This window comes from Streptomyces sp. NPDC047917, assembly GCF_043204345.1.
Taxonomy (GTDB): domain Bacteria; phylum Actinomycetota; class Actinomycetes; order Streptomycetales; family Streptomycetaceae; genus Streptomyces; species Streptomyces sanglieri.
Genome location: NZ_JBIDCA010000004.1, coordinates 407,719 through 428,252, shown reverse-complemented (window position 1 = coordinate 428,252; position 20,534 = coordinate 407,719). Strand labels below are relative to the sequence as shown.

At 69.5% G+C, this 20,534-nt stretch carries 20 protein-coding genes and 2 pseudogenes; 9 read left to right on the top strand and 13 right to left on the bottom strand.

The annotated features are described in order from the left end of the window. Nucleotides 1-161: 161 nt before the first annotated feature. Nucleotides 162-659, top strand: coding sequence for an ABC transporter permease subunit (locus ACGF8B_RS11695; RefSeq protein WP_392737084.1), 498 nt, complete (start codon nucleotides 162-164; stop codon nucleotides 657-659). Here ACGF8B_RS11695 and ACGF8B_RS11690 read toward each other — a convergent pair. The 5 genes and pseudogenes from ACGF8B_RS11690 to ACGF8B_RS11670 all read right to left on the bottom strand — a co-directional run. Continuing rightward, a pseudogene (locus ACGF8B_RS11690) lies at nucleotides 569-765 on the bottom strand (hypothetical protein); the annotation flags it as partial. The gene ACGF8B_RS11695 and the pseudogene ACGF8B_RS11690 sit on opposite strands and share 91 nt — an antisense overlap. A gap of 110 nt (nucleotides 766-875) precedes the next feature. Continuing rightward, nucleotides 876-1,493 (bottom strand): hypothetical protein, encoded by a 618-nt coding sequence (locus ACGF8B_RS11685; RefSeq protein WP_392737082.1) that lies wholly within the window; start codon nucleotides 1,491-1,493, stop codon nucleotides 876-878. Nucleotides 1,494-1,581: 88 nt separating this feature from the next. Beyond that, nucleotides 1,582-2,344 (bottom strand): annotated as a pseudogene (locus ACGF8B_RS11680) (transposase); the annotation flags it as partial. 59 nt (nucleotides 2,345-2,403) lie between these two features. Then, the gene (locus ACGF8B_RS11675; RefSeq protein ID WP_392737081.1) at nucleotides 2,404-2,838 is read right to left on the bottom strand and encodes a hypothetical protein; all 435 of its coding nucleotides are present in this window, start codon (nucleotides 2,836-2,838) and stop codon (nucleotides 2,404-2,406) included. A 346-nt stretch (nucleotides 2,839-3,184) separates the two neighbouring features. Next, nucleotides 3,185-4,126 carry an alpha/beta fold hydrolase gene (locus ACGF8B_RS11670; RefSeq protein ID WP_392737427.1) on the bottom strand — a complete coding sequence of 314 codons (942 nt, stop codon included), beginning with the start codon at nucleotides 4,124-4,126 and terminating at the stop codon, nucleotides 3,185-3,187. A gap of 116 nt (nucleotides 4,127-4,242) precedes the next feature. On the opposite strand from ACGF8B_RS11670, the gene ACGF8B_RS11665 reads away from it, so the two are divergent. Next, nucleotides 4,243-5,223 carry a helix-turn-helix transcriptional regulator gene (locus tag ACGF8B_RS11665; RefSeq protein WP_392737425.1) on the top strand — a complete coding sequence of 327 codons (981 nt, stop codon included), beginning with the start codon at nucleotides 4,243-4,245 and terminating at the stop codon, nucleotides 5,221-5,223. A gap of 351 nt (nucleotides 5,224-5,574) precedes the next feature. Here ACGF8B_RS11665 and ACGF8B_RS11660 read toward each other — a convergent pair whose 3' ends face one another. Then, complete coding sequence (locus ACGF8B_RS11660) at nucleotides 5,575-6,138, bottom strand: YdeI family protein (protein WP_392737079.1); 564 nt, start codon at nucleotides 6,136-6,138, stop codon at nucleotides 5,575-5,577. Between the two features lie 1,303 nt (nucleotides 6,139-7,441). On the opposite strand from ACGF8B_RS11660, the gene panD reads away from it, so the two are divergent. The 3 genes from panD to ACGF8B_RS11645 all read left to right on the top strand — a co-directional run bounded on the left by panD (nucleotide 7,442) and on the right by ACGF8B_RS11645 (nucleotide 8,954). Beyond that, on the top strand, nucleotides 7,442-7,867 hold the full coding sequence (gene panD, locus ACGF8B_RS11655; RefSeq protein ID WP_392737077.1) for an aspartate 1-decarboxylase: 426 nt from the start codon (nucleotides 7,442-7,444) through the stop codon (nucleotides 7,865-7,867). 30 nt (nucleotides 7,868-7,897) lie between these two features. Continuing rightward, nucleotides 7,898-8,260: a GNAT family N-acetyltransferase gene (locus ACGF8B_RS11650; RefSeq protein WP_392737075.1), complete on the top strand. Its 363-nt coding sequence runs from the start codon at nucleotides 7,898-7,900 to the stop codon at nucleotides 8,258-8,260. A gap of 67 nt (nucleotides 8,261-8,327) precedes the next feature. After that, entirely contained in the window at nucleotides 8,328-8,954 is a 627-nt protein-coding gene (locus ACGF8B_RS11645; protein ID WP_392737073.1) for an arylsulfatase, read from the top strand. Nucleotides 8,955-9,306: 352 nt separating this feature from the next. Here the strand turns inward: ACGF8B_RS11645 and ACGF8B_RS11640 are convergent, their stop codons facing one another. Further along, nucleotides 9,307-10,683 carry a helix-turn-helix domain-containing protein gene (locus tag ACGF8B_RS11640; protein WP_392737071.1) on the bottom strand — a complete coding sequence of 459 codons (1,377 nt, stop codon included), beginning with the start codon at nucleotides 10,681-10,683 and terminating at the stop codon, nucleotides 9,307-9,309. Nucleotides 10,684-10,885: 202 nt separating this feature from the next. Here ACGF8B_RS11640 and ACGF8B_RS11635 point away from each other — a divergent pair, with 202 nt between their 5' ends. Next, the gene (locus tag ACGF8B_RS11635; protein WP_392737070.1) at nucleotides 10,886-12,301 is read left to right on the top strand and encodes a M64 family metallopeptidase; all 1,416 of its coding nucleotides are present in this window, start codon (nucleotides 10,886-10,888) and stop codon (nucleotides 12,299-12,301) included. A 1-nt stretch (nucleotide 12,302) separates the two neighbouring features. Here the strand turns inward: ACGF8B_RS11635 and ACGF8B_RS11630 are convergent, their stop codons facing one another. From ACGF8B_RS11630 to tsaD, 3 genes are all read right to left on the bottom strand, one after another. Next, the gene (locus tag ACGF8B_RS11630; protein WP_392737068.1) at nucleotides 12,303-13,100 is read right to left on the bottom strand and encodes a family 1 encapsulin nanocompartment shell protein; all 798 of its coding nucleotides are present in this window, start codon (nucleotides 13,098-13,100) and stop codon (nucleotides 12,303-12,305) included. Continuing rightward, complete coding sequence (locus tag ACGF8B_RS11625) at nucleotides 13,100-14,179, bottom strand: Dyp-type peroxidase (protein WP_392737066.1); 1,080 nt, start codon at nucleotides 14,177-14,179, stop codon at nucleotides 13,100-13,102. The genes ACGF8B_RS11630 and ACGF8B_RS11625 overlap by 1 nt, the downstream gene beginning before the upstream one ends. A 434-nt stretch (nucleotides 14,180-14,613) precedes the next feature. Next, nucleotides 14,614-15,684, bottom strand: coding sequence for a tRNA (adenosine(37)-N6)-threonylcarbamoyltransferase complex transferase subunit TsaD (gene tsaD, locus ACGF8B_RS11620; protein ID WP_392737064.1), 1,071 nt, complete (start codon nucleotides 15,682-15,684; stop codon nucleotides 14,614-14,616). Nucleotides 15,685-16,064: 380 nt separating this feature from the next. Between tsaD and ACGF8B_RS11615 the strand changes: the two genes are divergently transcribed. Further along, nucleotides 16,065-16,484, top strand: a complete 420-nt coding sequence (locus tag ACGF8B_RS11615; RefSeq protein ID WP_392737062.1) for a hypothetical protein — start codon at nucleotides 16,065-16,067, stop codon at nucleotides 16,482-16,484. A 306-nt stretch (nucleotides 16,485-16,790) separates the two neighbouring features. On the opposite strand, the gene ACGF8B_RS11610 is transcribed toward ACGF8B_RS11615, so the two are convergent. The 3 genes from ACGF8B_RS11610 to ACGF8B_RS11600 all read right to left on the bottom strand — a co-directional run bounded on the left by ACGF8B_RS11610 (nucleotide 16,791) and on the right by ACGF8B_RS11600 (nucleotide 19,189). Beyond that, entirely contained in the window at nucleotides 16,791-17,144 is a 354-nt protein-coding gene (locus ACGF8B_RS11610) for a hypothetical protein (protein ID WP_392737061.1), read from the bottom strand. Between the two features lie 343 nt (nucleotides 17,145-17,487). Continuing rightward, complete coding sequence (locus ACGF8B_RS11605) at nucleotides 17,488-18,438, bottom strand: SDR family NAD(P)-dependent oxidoreductase (RefSeq protein WP_392737059.1); 951 nt, start codon at nucleotides 18,436-18,438, stop codon at nucleotides 17,488-17,490. A gap of 313 nt (nucleotides 18,439-18,751) precedes the next feature. Continuing rightward, the gene (locus tag ACGF8B_RS11600) at nucleotides 18,752-19,189 is read right to left on the bottom strand and encodes a glutaredoxin domain-containing protein (protein ID WP_392737058.1); all 438 of its coding nucleotides are present in this window, start codon (nucleotides 19,187-19,189) and stop codon (nucleotides 18,752-18,754) included. Nucleotides 19,190-19,342: 153 nt separating this feature from the next. On the opposite strand from ACGF8B_RS11600, the gene ACGF8B_RS11595 reads away from it, so the two are divergent. Beyond that, complete coding sequence (locus tag ACGF8B_RS11595) at nucleotides 19,343-19,504, top strand: hypothetical protein (RefSeq protein WP_392737056.1); 162 nt, start codon at nucleotides 19,343-19,345, stop codon at nucleotides 19,502-19,504. A gap of 418 nt (nucleotides 19,505-19,922) precedes the next feature. Then, nucleotides 19,923-20,426, top strand: a complete 504-nt coding sequence (locus ACGF8B_RS11590) for an NUDIX hydrolase (protein WP_392737055.1) — start codon at nucleotides 19,923-19,925, stop codon at nucleotides 20,424-20,426. Nucleotides 20,427-20,534 lie beyond the last annotated feature (108 nt).

The following is a 20,534-nucleotide window of genomic DNA, read 5'->3' as shown; positions in this document are numbered from 1 at the left end:
GAGCCGGCGGAAGGCAGGACCTTCACGCAGGCGATCGCGTCCGACCCCGCAAGCCGGAGCTGGTCGAGGCCCGGCGACAGGCACTCGGCCTGAACGACCCGCCGTGGGTGGAGTACGACCACTACCTGGGCAGCCTGTTCACCGGCGACTTCGGTACGTCGATGACCAGCAACCTGCCGGTGTCGCAAGTGATCGGTGACCGTGCGCCCGCGACGCTCGCGCCGGCCGTGCCCGCGTTCGTGGTGGTGGTCGCCCCGGCGGTTCCCCTCGGCGGGCTGTTCGCGGTACCGACCAGAGGCGGCAGACGCCGGGGCGTCGAGCTGGGGTTCACCTCGGTGAGCGTGTTCCTGGCCGCCGTCCCGGAGTTCCTGGTCGCGGTGGGCCTCGTCGCCTTCTCCGCCGTGCGCCTTGGCTGGTTCCCGGTAGCCGGTAACGGCGGCGCGAGCGCGTTCGTGCTGCCGTTGCCGGCACTGGCGACCGGTGCGACGGCGGTGCCAGCGCGAATCGTACGGGTGGAGATGCTGTCCGTGCTCGGCGACGACTTCGTCCGCACCGCCCGGGCGAAACGGACCTCAAGGCGGCGTGCGGATTCGACGTCGATATCGATCTCCGGATGCGAGGCCCGCCGCGGAGAGAGGAAGCGGTCGAACAGCAAGTGATGTCCGAGGGGGTTGGCGGTGGCGACGAACAGGCTGTGGTTGACCATGCTTCCGGCGCCGGAGCCTCGGCGGCGGAGCGGACGCCCATGGCACGGACATCGGCATCAATCGCCTCAAGCAGTGGCGCGGGCTCACCACCCGATACGACCGGGCGGCCACGATCTGTCTTGCCGCGCTGCACATCGCCGGGATCTTCATCTGGGCCGTGGGGTGACGTCAGTCGTCGAACCAGACGACCAGCCTGACCTCGTCGTCGCCGTGCAGTTCGGCGAGGGTGCGCATGACGGCCCAGACGGAGCCCCACTCTTCGTCGGGTACGGCGTCGCGGCGCCTGAGGCGTTCAACACGGAACATCTGGTCTTCATCGATCCACTGGGAGCCCTCCGGGAAGTGCTCGCCGGGCCGGACCGCCATGTGAGCCGGCTGTCCGCAGAGGTCGACGAATTGCCGAGGAGCGGAGTAGTGCCGCCGAAGGAATTGCCAGTCGCCTTGCTGATCACGGTAGTACTCGCGGATGTAGGCATCGGGCTCGGCGGACTCCTCATCCCAGTCGACCCGTTTGAGCTCTGCCCAGCTGACCCAGCTCGCGCTTCGCCCGGCCGTCGCCTCATGGCCGTCGCGGACGCGGTTCGACGCGTTGGCAGGCAGTCCACGGACAGGAGCCACTGGCACGAACTGCTCGTTGTCGCAGACGCCGAACAGAGAGCCGAAGGCGTCGTAGTTCCTGGGCACCTTCAGGTGGTCCAGGTCGATGGCGGCGTGCCAGAACGAGTCCGCCTCATGGTCTCGATAATCGCGGTGGCACTCGATGAAGCCCCAGATGTCCTTACCCATGTCGTGATGATGCCGGGCTAAGGCTTGTCCCGTAACTGATCTTGGAGTGGCTGAGGGAGGGGTCGATCGGGTTCGGTCCGTTCGCCTGTCCAGCGAGGGCGAGGTTGTGCAGGCGGGCAATGCCGCTCATGGCGTGATGGACGCCGTCGCCCTGAGACGGCAGTCACGCGGGATCTGCCAGCTCTTCACGCGGGCAAAGACGTGCTCGACGCGGATCCGGACTTGCTTGTGGGACTTGTTGTGCGCCTGCTTCCAGTCGGGCAGTTCCTCGCCTTTGCGGCGCCGGTGGGGCATCACGAGTCCGGTGCCCGGGTAGCCGCCGTCGGCAATCGTCATGGTGTTGCCGACGGCGGCCTTGGCGCCGGATTCCTCCCATGCCTTGCAGTCGTTGCGGTTACCGGGCAGGGGCCGGCCGACCAGGACGACGAGCCGGGTGTCGGCGTCGATGACGACCTGGTGATTGGTGGAGTACCGGTAGTTCTTGGACTGCTCGGCCACGGTGTGGTCCCGGGTGGGTACCAGGGTGCCGTCCACGATGAGCACGGTGTCCTTGCGGAACCGCTTGTGGGCCGCGAGCGCGAGCATCGGGCCGAGATGGTCGATGATGCGGTCTGCGGCCGACTTTGAGACCCCGAACAGCGGGGCAGGCTGGCGCATCGTCAAGTTCGTGCGCCAGTACACGGCGATCAGCAACGCTCGGTCCTCCAACGGAAGACCCCATGGGCGCCCCTTGCGGATCGCGTCCGCTCCGTCGCGCCGCAGCGAGGTCACCAGCTTGGTGAACTGGCGCGGGCTCAGCCCGGTGAACGGCCTGTCCAAGACGGCTCTGACGCCGTGATCACACCAGCCACACCGTGATCATCTCACCCGGGCCGACCGGGCCGACCGGGCCGACTGGGCCGAAGAGCCGTCAGACCTCTGGGATGAAGGACGGCTCGATGCCCATGGCGGCGACACCCTCGCGCACGGAACGGTCGAACTGCTTGAGTTCCGCGACAAGGACATCCCAGGTGACGGGTGAGGTCCAGAAGTCGGGCGTGAGGTTGGAGCCAATCCGCCAGCCGTCGTCGGAGCCCATGATGCGGATCAGTTCCGCACCCGCCTGCATCGAGTCGAGCTCGAAACCCTTCTGGCCGTCGACCGGACTCCGGAGCCAGAGCGCCAAGTGATACGCCAGCTCGGCCACGGGGAACGCCCCCTCGGACCACACCACCTTCCTCTCTTCCCAGATGGACAGCTCTGCCTCGATGTCGAGGAGAAGCACTTCCAGGGGAGCGTCGTGCGGGGCGAGGCTACGCCGTGGCAGATCAGACAGTCCAAAGTTCCGGCAGACGAACCGCACCACTCGGCCTCCATCAAATCCGAGGCCCGCTACACGTCCAGGCCATCCAAATGCGGACAACCGTACCAAGTCGTGCCAGTCGCCCGGCTCAGCGCATTATTTGCGGGACAGCCCTTAGGCAAGTGGGTTGTCGGGACGACACCTGTCGGGGCTCGGGTCAGTCGCTCGGGCTCGACGAGCCGCGGTGGGGAGGTTGGGTTCCACCCCAGGGTGAGCCTGAAACCCGCTACCAGATGACCTTGAAGCCCTGACGAGGAGGCCGCGCGACCTGGCCCGCCCCCACGTCCGGCTGTCATCGGTGTGATGCGAGAACTCGGCCTTCAGGTGATATGAACCGGATCACAGGACATTAGCCCTGCCGTTCCAGCCATTCCGAAATCACCTGGTTGGTTTCTTCGGGCATTTCCCCCTGGATCCAGTGACCGCAGTCCAGGCCGACCACTTCCACGTTGGGCACGAACTCTGCCAGTCTTTCGAACCTCGGGACCGCGAAGTCCTGGTCGCCGTAGATCATGAGGGTGGGCTGCTTGATGATCGGGTCCGCGTCCGCCAGCTGGTGCCAGTTGCGGTCGAGGTTCCTGTACCAGTTGATGCCGCCCGTGAATCCCGACGTCTCGAACGCGGAGATGATGACGGCCAGGTCACTCTCGGTCATGACAGGTTCACCGAGTGGTGTTTCCGCCTTGGCGAGATTGATGAATGCCATGCCCGGCTCAGGGGGTGCGGGGGGCACGTTCTTCCGGTAGAGGTTGCGGATGAACTGGGAGGGGTTGGCATCGAATACGGCGTCCGCGACGCCCGGCTGCCGGTTGAAGTGGACGAAGTAGAAGTCACCGCCGAGGAAGGTTTCCATGACCTCGATCCACGGCGTTTCTCCGCGCTCCTGGTAAGGCAGGCTCAGGTTGATCAGCTTGTTCACCCGGTCGGGGTGCAGCAGGGCCAGTCCCCAGACGACGAACGCACCCCAGTCATGGCCGACGAAGGTGGCGTCCTCGTAGCCATAGTGGTCCAGGAGTGCGACGAGGTCACCCGTCAGGTGTTCGATGTCGTAGGCCGTCACCTCGGTCGGGCGGGATGAGTTGCCATATCCCCGCTGGTTCGGTGCGATGACGTGGTAGCCGGCTGCGGCGAGGACGGGCATCTGGTGACGCCAGGTGATGGCGTGCTCCGGCCAGCCGTGGCAGAGCACGATGGGCTTGCCCTTGTTTTCTCGGCCTGCTTCGAAGACTTCGAGCTCCACACCGTTGACCTGGATGAGGGTGGGCTCGGGGAATTCTGCTTGGTTGAACACTGCATTTCCTCTCTGGGGGCGTTCGCTGGTGGTCGACCTCCTCGATGAGGTCATGTCGCCAGCTTGCTCCCCAAACCGGTCACCTCATGACCGGTTTTTATGAGAGTTTTGTCAGTATGCGATCCGATCGGCTGGTGGCCATACTCCTCTTGCTCCAACGGCGCGAGCAGGTGACAGCCGCAGAGGTCTCCCGAGAGCTGGACGTCTCCGAGCGCACCGCCCGCCGTGACCTCGACGCCCTGGCCATGGCCGGGGTGCCCGTGTACTCCGTACAGGGCCGAGGTGGCGGCTGGCGCCTGGTGGGCGGTGCTCGTACCGACCTGTCCGGGTTGACCGCCAGTGAGGCACGCGCCCTGTTCCTGGCTGTCGGTCCGGCCTCGGATGCGACGCCGGCGATGAAGGCAGCTCTGCGCAAGCTCGTCCATGCTCTACCGAAGCCCTTCCAGGTTCAGGCCGAGGCAGCGGCGGCGTCGCTGGTCGTAGACCCGCAGCGATGGGGGGCGAGCCGGATCGAGCACCGGCCGCCTCGCTTCCTCGACGAACTCCAGGACGCGGTGATCCGCGGCGTCCAGGTGTCGCTCGGCTACGTCGATGGCAAAGGCGTCGAAACCCGGAGAACCGTCCACCCGCTGGGCATCGTCGCCAAAGGTCCTGTGTGGTACCTCGTCTCCAACACCGAGACCGGCCGACGGGTCTTCCGGATCGACCGCGTGTCGTCCGCCGACCCGACCGGCGACCCTGTGCACCGACCCGGGGACTTCGACCTTGCCGAGAGCTGGAACGAGATCGCCAAAGAGGTCGATCGCAAACGAACGCCGCTGGAGGTTCAGGCGGTATGCACACCCGACGGGATAGGCATCCTACGGATGGCGCTCGGCGACCGGCTCGACGTGGGAGGTTCCACGACCGACGGCCGCATCGAGGTCGTGATCCGCGGCCCCAACGAGTACATCCTCGCCGGCGAGCTCTCCGGGCTGGTCGAATGGGTCGAGGTGACCGGCCCTCCGAGTGTCCGAGACCGCCTGGCCTCGATGGGCAACGCCCTCGTCGAACGATACGGCCGGCCGCGCACCAGTGGAGACCTTCACCCCTCTTGAAGCGGACGAGGCAGGGCTTCGAGAAAAGTTCCGCTCAATAGGGTGGGTTTTGTCCGTTCCGGCAGTCGCCTGGTCACGAGTCGGCGGGTCCGCCGGCCCGGCTCGCTGCGGGTGGACCGTCTCGTGCCGGGCCGGCATCGCCACGCACTCGGCGCGCTTCCGGGGTCGAGGCCGCGACGGGCGATGCAGGTTGTGGCGGCGGCTGGTGCCTCGTAGGCGGCGCTGTCGATCACGGGCCGTGGGCCATGGGCGGCTAAGGCCAGCCCGAGGGGTTCCCGGAGCGGCAGGTCCCGCGCTGGACGGCCGAGCTGGAGGGCTACGCGATCGCGCTCGGCCTGTTGCGGCGGGCCCTCAGGTTCCAGGTCGCCGGAACGGCTTGAGCCGCACCCCCTCCAGGCTGTCGGCGATCAGCTGGTCCAACCGCCGCTCCCGAGTCTCGTCCCGCTTGGCGCTGATCACATGGTGGATGGCCGACTTGCGGTAGGACGGGGCCTGCCCGCTGAACCACTCCCACGCCCGCGGCTCCGCTTGGAAGCGAGCCAGCTGCGCAGCCTCGAACTCCCAGACCGGCTTCTCCTCGTGGTCCCGGTCACGGGCTTCGAACACCGCGATGCCGGCCGGCCGCATGAGCCCCTGCGCGGTCAGCTCCTCGATCTTGCGGAGGTTGACCTGGCTCCAGTTGCTGCGCGGCCTGCGCGGGGTGAACCGGATCGTCCAGGAGGAGTCGTCGATCGGGCTCTGCCGGCCGTCGATCCAGCCGTAGCACAGGGCCTGGTCGACCGCCTCCGACCAGCTCAGGGTGGGCTTGCCCGTTCCCTTCTTCCACATGCCCACCCGGCATTCGGAGGCAGTCGCGTGGTGCTCCTCCAGCCAGTCCCGGAACTCCTCAGGACTTGAGAAGAAGGTTGACTCCATGCGCGGTGCTCCCGTCGGTCGTCTCGTCGGTTCCATTGAACCTGTCGGGTACGACAATCCGAGAGTTTCACCGCGCCGCCCGGGCTCTGCGCCGGGGTGTCATCACCATGACGGGCAGGCAGCCACAGGAGCCGAGCAGGGACGGATCGGCCGCAGCCCCCTCGTTCGAGGGAGCGGAAGAGGCGTGGGACTCGCCAACGCGAGTGGACAGCTCAGCTCGAAGTGCGCTGACGATATCTTCCCCGTCCTCCGGGACCGGCGCGTTCGGATCGTGAGACGGGCTGTGGATCAACTTAGCCGAATTGTTCTTCGACGCCGCCTCGATACGCCTCGTCTCCTAGGCCAGAGCCCTGGCCGCTGGAGCGGGCCTGGTACCGCTCACGCGCCCACGACCGCTACTGCTCGACGTCCGACCCGACGCGGGCGCCGACATCACGACCCCGGCAGCTCCACCGCCGCCATCTCCCTGGCTCTCGTCAGCTGTCGGATCTGGGCCGGCCAGGCAGCCGTGTGACCTGCTGGGCTGCGGCGAGTTCCTCGCGCCTGCTCCAGTTCTAGCGACAGCTCTGCAGGGGCTCGTGTCAGGGCGCGGACTCGTTCCCTCTCCGTGGCGAGGTCCGTCTTGGTCTTCGCCAAGGCTTCTCGGAGCCCGGCATTGTCCTCGGCCATGTTCTGGACGACCTGCGGAGTGAAGTTCTGCGCCTTGGCCCGTGCCCGGAACTCGTCCACGAGCTCCTTGTGATCGCCGTAGACGACGTCGCGCCCGAGCCCGCACTTCGGCGATCAGCTCTGTCCCCGTGAGCTTTCCGAGGGGCGATCGCAGGGGCGTCCCAGCCAGAAGGCGTTCTGCGGCGGCGCGTATTTCCCGACGTTCGGCTTCCCCGTCTCGGTTCTTCCGCGTCATGCGACCCGACCGCCTTTCTCGTATTCATGGAACTTTGGGTGACTCCTCCTTTGAGGCGGGACGAGAGGGGCCTGGGCCAGCTGATCCATAGCGGCGCGTGGCCCGACTTCCGGTCGAGCGCCTTCGCTCCTGACTGCCGTCCAGACCGTCCGCGTGACGGTGATCACGGACGTCCTTCGGGGTGCTGCGTAGGTTGGGGCGTTGCCACGGTGAGATCCGCGAGAGTGGGCGAAGGCCCCCGGGGTGGCTGATGATTCGTCAGGAAAGTCGGCAAGTGGTCAGCATGAGTTCTGAAGAACCTGGGGAAGGCTGCCCGGACATGCGACTCGTTGTAGGGTGTGGAAACAGCCCTTGACCTGCAAAAACGCAGGCAGGGAGCCTACTTGTGGGAGTGTCTCGATGTTGCGCACGATGTTCAAGTCCAAGATTCACCGAGCCACGGTGACCCAGGCCGACCTGCACTACGTCGGCTCCGTCACCATCGACGCCGCGTTGATGGAGGCAGCGGATCTGCTGCCCGGCGAGCTGGTGCACATCGTCGACATCGACAACGGCGCCCGTCTGGAGACATACGTCATCGAGGGCGAGCGCGGCTCCGGTGTCATCGGCATCAACGGCGCCGCCGCCCACCTCGTCCACCCCGGTGACCTGGTCATCCTGATCAGTTACGCCCAGGTCGACGACGCCGGGGCGCGCGGTCTGAAGCCGCGCGTCGTGCACGTCGACGCCGACAACCGGATCATCGAAGTCGGAGCCGACGCCTCGGCACCCGTACCCGGCACCGACACCGAGCGGAGTCCGCACGCCGTTCCGGTGGCGCGCTGATCCGTTCCGGCCACCTCAGGGAGCATCGTCATGGCAGAACAGAACGAACGCATCGAACTCGACATCCGCGACGACCGGGCGAGCGGGAACCTGCTCGCGTACGAGAGCGGCAAGGCCGCCGGAGTCATCGCGTACTTCGTGATGGACGGTGACCCCGCCGCGCTCGTCGCCGTGCACACGGTTGTCGAGCCCGGCCACGAGGGCAAGGGCGTCGCGGGCGCCCTCGTCCAGGAGTTCTACGCCATGGCGGCCCGGGAAGGTGTGCCCGTGGTGCCGCTCTGCCCGTACGCGGCGAAGTGGGCGCTTCGCCACCCCGACCAGGCTCCCGAGGCCCCGGCCGAGCTGGTGGAACAGGCGAAGACGCAGCTCAAGGCCCGTCCCGAGCTGTACTGACCGGCATGGCCCACGTAGGCCATATGGGCCACGTCGGCCAGGTCGGCCGGGGCTGTACCGTCGGCAGATGACGCTCGCGCTGCTGCACACCTCCCCGGTCCACATACCGGTCTTCGACGCGCTCCGGGATGCCCGCCATCCCGGACTCGCGCTGCGCCACCTGGTGCACGAGGACCTGCTCGCCAGGGCCAGGGAGTCGGGCCCCGGGGCGGTGGCGGCTGATGTCCGGGCACTGCTCGCGGGCGCCGTCGCGGACGGCGCCCGCGCCGTGCTCTGCACCTGTTCGACGATCGGCGCCGTCGCCGAGGCGGAGTCGGTGACGCTCGGTGTTCCGGTGCTGCGCGTCGACCGCCCGATGGCGGCCGCCGCCGCGGCACGGGACCGCGTGGTGGTGCTGGCGTCGATCACCGGCACTCTGGCACCCACTCTCGCGCTGCTCGCCGAGGAAGCGGGGGAGCGGGCCGTCGATGTGCGTACGGTCGTGGTGGACGGCGCCTGGGCGTGCTTCGAGGCCGGCGACCGGGACGGCTATCTGGACCTCGTCGCGGCTGCGGCCGATGTGGTCACGGACTGTGATGTGATCGTGCTGGCTCAGGCATCCATGGCCGACGCGGTCACCCGTACGGTCACCCGCGTCCCGGTGCTCTCCAGCCCCGGGCCGGGTCTCGACGCGGCAGCCGCCGCTCTGCGCTGACCTCCGTACGCCCGCCGGCCCCGGCCGGTCATCCGGAACCCGCGCGCCCGGACTCGCCGAGCGCGGGCAGCCGCTCCGGGAGACGGTGGAGGCAGATCCACCCGAACCGTTCGGAGGCTCCCGATGACGAATCCGTACCCCGATCCGGTGCCGCCGGCGCCCACCCCCGGACCGCTCCCCGGGCCGCCGTCACCGCTGCCGGAGCCGGCTCCTCCGCCACCCGGTCCCGTCCCGCCCGGCCCCGCGCCGAACCCGATCCCGAAGCCGCCCGAACCCCGCCCCGCCCCGGCCCCGGAACCCGCACCCCAGCAGGGCGGGTGACCACGGGCGGGCAGCCTTCGTGCGGCCGGGCTCACGCGGTGGGCGGGCGGATCGGCGCCGGGCCCAGCGTGGTGCTCCCGGGGGACGCCCGGTGGCCGAGCCCGGTCCGGTAGGCGTCCATCGCCGCCTCGGTCCGGCCCACCCGCCGCAGCAGATCGCCCAGCAGCCGGCAGATGTCCGCGAGGTCCCCGGCGGCACCCGCCCGCTCCAGCAGGGCCAGCGCGGTGACGTAGTGCTCCTCCGCCGAATCGAGCTCGCCCGCCTCCTCGTGGATCAGTCCCAGCAGCCGGTGCGCGCCGCCCGCGTGGACCGATCCCCGGTCCGGGTGCAGTTCGCCGAGGAGTCGGTGCAGCAGCTCCCGGGCCTCGGTGGTCTTTCCGCGCCGACGCAGCACATCCGCCAGCTCCACCTCGACCTGGGAGGTGTACAGAGCGGCCCGCTTCGACGCCAGCATGTCGCGGGCGGCGCGCAATTCGGTCTCGGCGCCGGCCAGGTCGCCGTCCTGCGCGTGTACATACCCCCGCATCCAGTGGCAGTGCGCGAGCTCGGTACGGATCTGCAACTGCTGGTAGATCTCGGCCGCCCTGGCCAGTGAGGCGTCCGCCTCCGCGGTGCGGCCCGCCGCTATGAGCGTACGGGCGACGCTCCGGTGCAGTCCGGCGACCAGCTCCGGATCGGACACCTGTGGTGCCAGGGCCAGCGCCAGCTCACCCGCCTGGGCGGCGCGCGCATGGGCGCCCATGTCCATGTACGGGGCGATCGCGGCCGTGTACAGCAGCAGCAGCGCGCCGGGGTCCTGGAGGCCCGAGGTGTTGAGCTCGTCGATCGCGCTCTCCAGCAGATAGCAGGCGTACCGGAGTTCGCCCGCCAGGAGGTGGGCCACGGCTCTGCCCCGGACGGCCGGGGCGCGCCGGGGGAGCGGGGCGCCGGCCAGCAGCTTCTCCGCGGCCTCGAAGTGCTCGCGGGCCGCGGGCAGATCGCCCGTCTCCAGTGCGCAGTGGCCCAGCCCGAGCGTCGCCGCGGCGCGTTCGTCCGGGAGCCCGTGCCGGACGGCCTCGGCGAGCAGGCCCGCGTAGGCGGTGGCGGCGTCCTCGGCCGCGCCGGTGGCCAGCGTCCGCTGGGCCTCGACCAGCCTCAGCCGCAGACCGGTCGCGAGATGGGCGGGGCGCCCCGTCGCCAGTTCCTCGTAGCTGACCCCGAGCCGGTCCGCGAGGTGGCGTACGGCCGCCTCCGACGGGCGCACCCGGCCCGCCTCCAGCGTCGAGATGTAGGCGGGGGTGTAGGCGGGCTCCGCGAGCTGTCGCTGCGTCAGGCCGCGTTCGCTGCGCAGCCGTTGGACCCGGCGGCCGACGGCTCCGGGGTCGTCGCCGGCCCCCGGGCCCCCGCTCGCTGTGCGCTTCTCGTCCATCGTGCCGCCCCTTCCGCCTGGCCCCGCCCCGAAATGCGGTCCATGCATCGTAAATGCCCGGTTGCGGGATCCAACCACCGGGCGTTCGGGCCTTGTTCGAAGTGCCGCACACCTCTAGGTTAAGCATCGCATTAAGTTGAGTTAACTCATGGGTTACGTGCTGTCCGTGCCCTGCGATCCCCCGGATCCCGAGGAGTTGTCCATGCGAATACGCCCCCACACGCATCGCGCGGCAGGAGCTCTGGCAGGGCTCGCCCTCGCCGGCCTCCTGGCGGCGACCGCCGCCACCACGCCTGCCTCGGCCGCTCCCTCGGGTTCCGGCGGCGAGCGGCGCGTCGCCGCCGAGTACTTCCCCGACCCCGGCGGCTCGGGCCGGACCGTCGAGGTCCCCGCCAACACCCCCGTACGGAAAGGGAAGTCACCCGCACCGCTGAGCGCGGCCGAGGCCACCGTCGACGGCACGGTGGGCGAACAGGCGGTGACCGGTCCGTCCGACGACCGGCTGGACGTCGTGATCATCGGCGACGGCTACACGGCCGGCCAGCAGGGCGACTTCCATGCCGATGCCACCGCCAAGTGGGCCGACATCACCGCCCTGGAGCCCTACAAGAGCTACCAGGGCCTCTTCAACGTATGGACCGTCGAAGCGGTCTCCAACGAGTCCGGCATCAGCGGCGATCCCGGTTCGGACACCGTCAAGGACACCGCGCTCGGCAGCTACTTCTGGTGCTCCGACATCGAGCGGCTGATCTGTACCGACATCGACAAGGTGGCCGCGTACGCCGCGAAGGCGCCGGCCGCCGACCTGGTGGTCGTGATCGCCAACTCCACCAAGTACGGGGGCGCGGGCTACTCCGGCCTCCTGGCCGAGGGCCGCCCCTTCAACGGGGTCTCGACCCTCTCCTCCGACCACGCCTCGTCCAGCCTGATCGCCGCCCATGAGATAGGGCACTCGGTCGGCCTGCTGGACGACGAGTACACGTATCCCGAGTACGGGACGTGGACCGGCGGCGAGCCGGGCGGGATCAACTCCACCACCTACACCGCCGCGCAGCTCACCGAGAAGCAGGCCAAGTGGTACCGCTGGCTCGGGCGGAGCGATCCGGCGGGCGGCACGGTCGGTACGTTCGAGGGCAGCGCCTACTACCCGCTCGGGCTCAACCGCCCCACCGACTCGTCGATCATGCGGGAGCTGAGCAACACCGAGTTCAACCTGCCCGGGCGTGAGGCGATGATCGCCGGGTTCTACCGTGCGGGCAACGTGCTGAGCAGTACCGTCGACACCGACGCCCCCGTCGGTCCGGGCCGGCGCATCGCGGTGAGCCTGGCGGACCTCGGCACCTCCGCTGCCGGGACCGCCGCCGGATCCCGCACCCACCGGCCCGGCCTCGCCAGGCCGGAGCTGCGCTGGTACGTGGACGGCGTCGAGAGGGTGTCCGCCCGCGGGCGGACCGCGCCCACCCCGGCAGCACTCGGCGTCCGCGCGGACGGCCGGGGCCACCGGGTGACCGCCGAGGCCGTCGACCGCACGGACGCCATCCGCGACCCCGCCGTCCGCGCCCTGGCCACCGACACCCTGACCTGGAACGTCAGGGCGACCGGACACCGGGGACGGTAGGTCAGGCGATGATCGGGACCACGGCCTCGGGCGTCAGCATCCGGAAGGTGAACGCCTGATGGAAGTAGAGCCGGATGTTCGTGGCGTCGTGGTCCTGATAGCCGATCGACAGGTCCTGGCCCAGGCGCAGTTCGAAATCGCCGCCTCGGGTCGACAGCAGTACCCCGCCCGTCACGGCGGGCGCCCACAGGATCTGGTCGTCCAGCAGCCGGGCCAGGTGGGTGGCGACCGGGTACCCGTGGTCGGAGGTCTCGGTCGCCTCGGTATAGGCGTCGGCGCCCAGCAGCAGCCGGTACGGGCCGTCGACACCGGACAGCCGCAGCTGGGTCAGCGCCTGGCTGACGGTGGCCGGGTAGTCCCGGGCATCGGCGGGCAGCGTCAGCGGCGCGTGCGAGGAGCCGTCCCGGAGGCCGGTGATCCCGGCCGAGGCGTAGCCGTCGATGAGCGCCATGTCCTCGGCGAACGCACAGGTGCGGGCGGCGTCCTTGACGGGCTGCCAGTCGCTGTCGTCCGATCCGCGCTCGACATCGTCCACGGCCGACCGGGTCACCGTGAACGGCACGCGCCACTCGATGACCGGCACCGAGGTGCGGGCCCGGGCGATCACGTCCGGGGTGGGCGGATCGATGTCGCGCAGATGGCCGTCGCCGATGGCCGCCAGTTCGGGGCCGTCCGGACCGGTGACATCGACGACCCGGCGGCCCGCCACATGACGGCTGAAGGTGCGCCGGGCCTCTTCTTCGATCTGGTCCCAGGCGGCTTCCGTGACAGGGGCTAGTTCGCGATGGAGATTGTTCATCACTGGGCGCTTTCTTGCAGGCTGCCGATGCGCAGCGAACCGTCGGCCGGGACGGCCGGTGCAGGGGTCTTCGCCGTCACCGGCGCGGACGCGGGCTCCGGCACGGTGTCGGCCCCGGCCGACGAGGGCGGGGGCGGCGGGGCGTCGAGGAAGTCGGCGCCAGGGGCGTAGAACAGTGTGCCGGTGACCGCGGTCGAGAAGTCGAGAATGCGGTCGTGGGTGGCGGGTGGACTGCCGAGGAACATGTTGCGCAGCATCTGCTCGGTGATCCCCGGATCGGCGGCGTAGCCGATGAAGTACGTGCCGAACTCGCCCCGGCCGAAGCTGCCGAACGGCATGTTGGCCCGCAGGATGTCGTGCTCCGTGCCGTCCGGGTCGGTGATCGTGTTGAGGGCGACGTGCGAGTCGGCGGGCTTGGCGTCGTCGGCGAACTCGATGTCGTCGAACTTGGTGCGCCCGATCACCCGCTCCTGTTCCTCGGTGCTCAGCGCGTTCCAGGACGTGAGGTCGTGCAGGTACTTCTGCACGATGACGTAGCTGCCGCCCGCGAACGCGGGGTCCTCGGCGCCGACCAGGGCCGCCGAGACGGCGTCCGCCCCCACCGGGTTCTCCGTGCCGTCCACGAATCCGAGCAGGTCCCGGTGGTCGAAGTAGCGGAACCCCTGCGTCTCGTCGACCACGGTCACCGCCCCACCGAGCCGGTCGAGCAGCTGGGTCGCCCACTCGAAGCACACGTCCATCCGCTCGGCCCGGATGTGGAACAGCAGATCCCCCGCGGTGGCCGGCGCATGGTGCTTGGCGCCGTGCAGTTCCTGGAACGGGTGGAGCTGTTCCGGCCTCGGCCCGTCGAACAGCCGGTCCCAGGCCCCCGAGCCGATGCCGGTCACACAGACCAGACCGGCGTCGGGGAAGCGGAAGCCGATGGAGCGGGCGAAGGCCGCGAGATCGGGCAGCACCTCGCGCACAGCGGGTTCACCACCGGGCTCGATCGTGGCGACCAGGATGAGTGCGGCGCTGGTCAGCGGCGCGACGACGGGCTGGGCCGCGGTGGGATCCGAATCCGCGGTGGCGTCGGGCATACGAAGGCTCCCCTGGGCTCGCAATGTCGGGAAAGAGCTGTGCGCTTGTGGTGCGTACGGGACATGGGTCCGCTGCTAATTACGCACAGGCGTGACGCCGTCGCAACCCGGGTCACCCGGCCGAGCGAGCCGGTCGGCGGGCGGGTGGGCCCGCCCCGCTGTAGTCGCCCCGCTGTAGTTGCCGCTCCGTTGTTGCCCTGCCGTCGTCGCCCCGCTGTAGTCGCCCCGCCGTAGTCGCCCCTCCGTTGCCGCGACGGCCCGCGAAGGCCTCCGGGCGCTCGCGGCCGCGGAGCGTGCGGAACGTGGGCCCTCGCGCTCGGTTCGCCGGCCTCCCGGCCACTACAGCGCCACGCGGCGGTGCGCTCGGCGCGCGGAGCTGCGGCTGCGTGCGGACGGCGGCGCCCGGTGGGGAACACGGCCGACGGTCACCGTGTTCAGGCCGCCCTCACGGCAGCAAGCGCAACGGGCCGCAGTGCCGCATACTCCAGTGGCGCGGACGGGTCGATGGACACGTCCAGCGGCGCCGGCTCGGCTCCCGCCCGGACCAGCAGGTCACCGACGGCCGCGATCATCGCCCCGTTGTCGGTGCACAGCTTCAGCGGCGGTACGCGCAGCACGATCCCGGCGGCGCGGCAGCGTTCTTCCGCCAGAGCCCGCACCCGGGAGTTGGCGGCCACCCCGCCGACGACGACCAGCGTTCCCACGCCGTACTCGCGGCAGGCGGCCACCGCCTTGCGCGTCAGCACGTCGGCCACGGCCTCCTGCAGCGAGGCTGCCCCGTCCGCGAGCGGGAGTTCCTCGCCGCGCAGCCGGTGTTGCTCGGCCCAGCGGGCGGCGGAGGTCTTGAGCCCGGAGAAGGAGAAGTCGTAGCGCGCGTCCCGTGCTCCGGTCAGCGGCCGGGGGAACGCCACGGCGCGCGGATCGCCCTCCCGTGCGCTGCGGTCGATGGCCGGTCCGCCCGGGTACGGCAGTCCGAACACCCGGGCCACCTTGTCGAAGCACTCGCCCGCCGCGTCGTCGATGGTGTCGCCCAGGTGCACGATCGGATCCCGGGCCAGATCCCGTACGAGCAACAGAGAGGTGTGCCCGCCGGAGACGATCAGGACCATGCAGGGATCGGGCAGCGGCCCGTGCTCCAGGGTGTCGGCGGCGACATGACCGGCCAGGTGATGCACTCCGTACAGTGGCACCCCCAGCGAGAACGCCAGGGTCTTCGCTCCGGCCAGTCCCACCTGGAGCGCGCCCGAGAGACCGGGCCCGGTCGTCACGGCCACCGCGCCGATGTCCGCCATTCCCAGCCCCGCCCGGTCCAGGGCCTCCCGGACGACAGGCGTGAAGGAATGGAGGTGCGCCCGCGCGGCGATCTCCGGGACCACTCCGCCGAAGCGCGCGTGCTCGTCCATGCTCGACGCCACCGCATGCCCGAGCAGACGCCCGTCGCGTACGAGGCCGGCGCCGGTCTCGTCGCACGAGGACTCAATACCGAGCACCACTGGAGACTCCACGTCCCGTCCTCCTGCCAGTCATTATCAAATGCAACTCATCTGCAATAAGAGTAGGTGAAAGTCTGTGTGCCCGATGACCCACAGCATCCGGACCTGCGCCTGGCCGGACGCGGACCACCCGGCTCTCGCGGGTGCTCATGTGAGGACTGCAAGTGGTGCCGGCCGCGTTCCGGCAGGGTCCGGCGTCGATGCGTTGGCCGGGTGGTCCGGCGATCACGGGGCGCGGGTGCTGGCTGTCGGTGGCCCGGGTCCAGGAGGTGCTGGCGCATCACTGCACCAGTAGCGGGACGGGCACCGAAGGTGCCTCCACGACGGCACGGAGGTCCGTCGATGCCGCGCGACCGGCGTCGATCGGGGCATGGCGGGCCGCAGGGCGGCACATGGTCCACCCGGACGACGGCCTCATTCCCTGGCCGCAGGACGAAGCGGGCGAAGCGGGCGACGAACTGCCTGTCGACCTGCCCGGACGATGGCCGCTCTTCGGCCTGTACGTGGTCTTTCTGTCCCCGAACCCGGCCGTCCTGGCCGAGGGAGGCTTTCTGCACCTGGAGTGGGACGAGTCGCAGCAGCGGGCCGCCCTGCGCATCGCAACCGACACGGAGGCGGTTGCCGGCCTGGAGCGGCTGGATGTCCGGTCGCTCCTCCTGGTGGGCGAGACGATCCTTGAGGCGGCCCGCGGGACGGTGCGCGCTGTCCCGCGGGCTCGGCCCCTGCTACGCCCTCGGGCAGTGACCTGGACTGGCCGGCGGCGCTGCTGGCCGGCCAGAACCGGTTCTGGGTACGGGCAGCTGACAGGCTGACCTCACCGCAGCTCGACTTCGTGGACGCGGCGCAGGTTTTGGGGCGCGTCCCGGGGGCCTGTGGCCCCCCGGGCAGCCGGATGTGAAAGGCGGGGAGCCTTTGCTGTGGCTGGCGATGCCCGCAAACACGTGACGCTTTCTGGAAGGCTGTATCCACACTGAACGGATCACGGATCACGGATCACCGATCCGTGATCCGTTCGATCCGTGTGCTTGACGACCAGGCGGTTACGGCGGTCCGCGGTCGCAGGAGCGGAGGAGAAGCCTGTTCGCCGGTGCGCGCCCGGGCAACCATGAACGAGCTCGTCAGTTCGGGTAGAGGCCGGACCAACGGTCGAAAGCTTCAAGTACGGTCATGATTCCCTGTTCCCAACTCATGCACAGGCCGGGAACTTGTTGGCGTGCCGGGGATCCCATGCTGAACGTGCCATCCAGCGCAAAAACCTCCTTATAGGTCTGAGTGCTCCTGTCGTCGATCACATGCCCGACCCCGGTGAAGCCGACGTCGTCCGGGTCGGGGTCCTTGCACACGAACACGTACCGCTGCTCCGGCGACAGGCCATCAGCGGGGTTCGAGTCGGGAGAGACGAGGAACAGGCCCCTTCGCGCTACCTGATCACGTACACGCGGATCAATCTGCGAGACATCTACATCCGCCATCGCAAGCACCTCCAGATTCACCGGCCCCGGGGCGGGCCACAGGGGCCGCATCGGACGTTCGGCCAGAGCGACTGCAAGATCTCAAGGACACTGGCTTCACTCCACACGCAAGTTGCGCGCGGCTGTCAAGCTAGCGGAGACGAAGGGGAGTTGACAGAGCTTCACACACCCTGCACAGCGCACGGCTGCCCCCTGCGGCTGACGCAGTGTCCGTAGGGGTGTCATGCATGCACCATGGGGCCTGTCGGTGCGCCGGAATCCGGCAGCGGCTGGCCGCAACGGGTTCAAAGGGCTCCGCACCCGCTGGTCGACGGCATGCCGCAGACCATTTACGGGGCTGTCCTCAGCCAGGGACGGCGCCAGGGTCGACGCCGGTCAGGTCACAGCTTGCGTCCCACAAACGCGCCGCGACGGTGGTGTCGGCAAGGTGGTTCCACCTCGGTTCAGTTCGGGGCTTGCCGCGCAGGCCGAAGACGCGCGGTCCCCACAGTTGGCCTCCTTGCACGGCAGGGTCGAGCACCGCCCGGACCGCGGGCCACGCGCCGGCATGCTTGCCCTGGACGAGGAGAGCCGCAGGCGCCGCGCTCAGCCGTGCGCCGATGGTTCTCACATGGACCGGCGGCCGTGAGGGCGTGAGGGAGTCCAGCGCGCCGCCGGGATGGGCCACGGTGCTTGTCACCGCGCTGCCGGCTGCGCGCAGTCGGCGGTCGAGTTCGAGACCGAAATACATCTGTGCCAGCTTGGAACGTCCGTAGGTGCGCTTGGGCCGGAAGTCATGCCGGGACTGCAGGTCGTCCAGGTCGAGCCGTTCCGACTTCGCCGCGAAGCTGCCCATGGTCACAACACGAGCCGCCGGCGCAGCCGACAGCAGTGGCATCAGCCAGTGGGTCAACGCGAAGTGCCCGAGGTGGTTGGTCCCGAACATGAGCTCGTGACCGTCCTCGGTCTCCCTGCGTGGCGGGTCGTCAAGCGCGACGCCGGCGTTGTGGATCACCGCGTCGAGGCGTTCGACCTCCAGTGACTGCACCGCTGTTTGCAGCGAACCGAGGTCGGCGAGGTCCAGCCGTACGGACAGCACCCGCGCCCCGGCGACGCGCGCCCGGATCGAGGCCGTGGCGGCCTCGGCCTTCGCGGGATTCCGGCTGCCGAGCACGACGGTCGCGCCGGCTTCCGACAGCTGCTCCGCGACGAAGTACCCGATGCCGGCGTTGCCGCCGGTGACCAGGAACGTGCTGCCGTCGGCGCGTGGCAGCCGTTCGACATTCCAGGGTGGGGCGGAGGATGTGGACGACATGGCGAGGGGACTCCCTTGTTGTTGAGTGCGGCTGTGGCCGCGGCTGCTGTGCGGGCAACCTGACACCCACGGTTTCAGCGGCCGCCGACACATCGCCGATGGATCAACGACAGTCCCGCCGGACGGCCCATGCGCCACCGACACAGTGCGGTCATCACGCACCGTGCCGATGCGCCACCGACACAGTGCGGCCCTTCACGCACCGTGCCGGTGAACGTCACGTTGGACAACCGGAGCACTCGAAGGCCGACCGGGACGCTCAGCTGCCAGAGGCTGAGCGAGAAGCCGAGCCGGTCCCCTCTCTGCTCTCTGCTCACGCGGGAGGGGAGAGCTGTTCGCGCACCCATTCGGGAGCGGGGTTGGTGTGTGGCCGGCCCGCCACGACAACGGTCGGCACGGTCTCGTTGCCGTCGTTGGCCGCCCTCACCGCCTCGGCTGCTGCCGGATCTCGCCAGATGTTGACCCAGTGCACCCGGCGGGCGTCCCGGCCCAGCCGGATACGCAGTCGTATGCAGTAGGTGCAGCCCGGCCGCCAGAGGACGACCGGCCGGCCATCGATCGCGCTGCGGCGCTGTGCCTCCAGCGCACCGATCGACCTCGGGAAAACCAGAGGCGAGTTCACACCTGCGAGCAGCACGGACAGCAGCAGGACCGCTGCCGCTTCACCGGGGCTCCCGCTGAGGAGCAGTCCGGTCGAGACGCATGAGCCGCAGAGCACAAGCAGCGTCGGCAGGATCCAGGTGCGCGTCATGATGAGACAGGCTATCCGTGAGTGGAAATGCTCCACGTGTCGCCGCGACCGATACGGCAGGTGGCACAACCCCTTCACGGGACGCGGATTGCAGGGTTGGGATGTTGGCGGCAGCTCCCGCCGCCTGAGCGGACGAGGCAGGACGAGGCCGTCGTGGTCGCGGACGGTCTGCTGTGGTTCGATCTTCCGCCCGGTCTGCTGGCAGGTGGCGGCGATCATCCGGACCGGCAGCAGATGCTGGTTCGTACACTGGTCTTCAGGCTCGTCGCGCACGGCGAGAGCGCCCGGCCCTCGGGAGGGGCACAGCCCGGTTGAGCCGGAGCGGTTTGCAAGGGCAATCGACGTTGTGGTGCGGAAGTCGACTGAGCCTCAGGGGGCCGCATCGGGGTGGCCCCGGCTGGAACATTTCGGGGATGCCCGGATCGACGGCGGGGCCTTGGGTCCCCAGGGCCGGACCCTGGTCGGGATTCCTCGTGCCTGGTGCGGAGGAAGGGGGCGAGCCGGTGCCGGAGCCGGTGCCGGTGCCGGTGTCTCTGGTGCCTCCGGTGTCACTGGTCGGCTTCGCCGAGTACGCGGGTGCAGTTGGTGTCGGCAGGAGCGAGCGACTCTCGCCCGCTGCGTTTTCTGCGAGCCGGAGCAGCCGGCGGGAGCGGTCGTAGCGGGACTCGACGTGCGCCGTTCTCCGCGCCGGTCCCGGCCACCGGCGAACTGATCATCACGTACGGTCTGCGGCATGACAGCAGAAGATTCGAAGGCCCCCAGACCCCGGGTGCAGCTGGTCATCGGCATCGTCCGCCGGGGCAACGAGATCCTGCTCGTGCGAGAGCGGCTCGGTACCGACGGCGCGCTGCTCTGGTCCCTCCCCGGTGGCGGGGTCGAGGACGGCGAGCTCATGCACGAAGCTCTCCGGCGCGAACTGCGGGAGGAGACCGGGCTGTTGGTGGGCGACCCGGTGCGCACCGCGTTCCTCATGCACATCGATTCCGAGCAGCATCCGTCGGCATTGGCCGTTGCCTTCGAGATCGAAGAGTGGTCCGGGGACGTTGCGCCAAAGGACGACGACATCGAACAGGCCGCCTTCTTCCCCCTGCCCGACGCACTGAAGCTGCTCGGTGAACTGGACAGCGCGACGCAGCGGGAGCCCATCGTCGGCCATCTGAGCGGGGCCGTCGCGCCGGGGACCACCTGGCTGTACCGCAACCGGGGTAAGGAGGAGACGCTCGTCGCCCGCTGGTGACGCCGGACAGTGGTGACCCGATGTAGATCACGGGGTCACCCCATGAAGATCACGAACTGCGGCTGGTGTGCCGGTCCTGATCACCGCTTCTCCCGCAGGGCAGAGGGC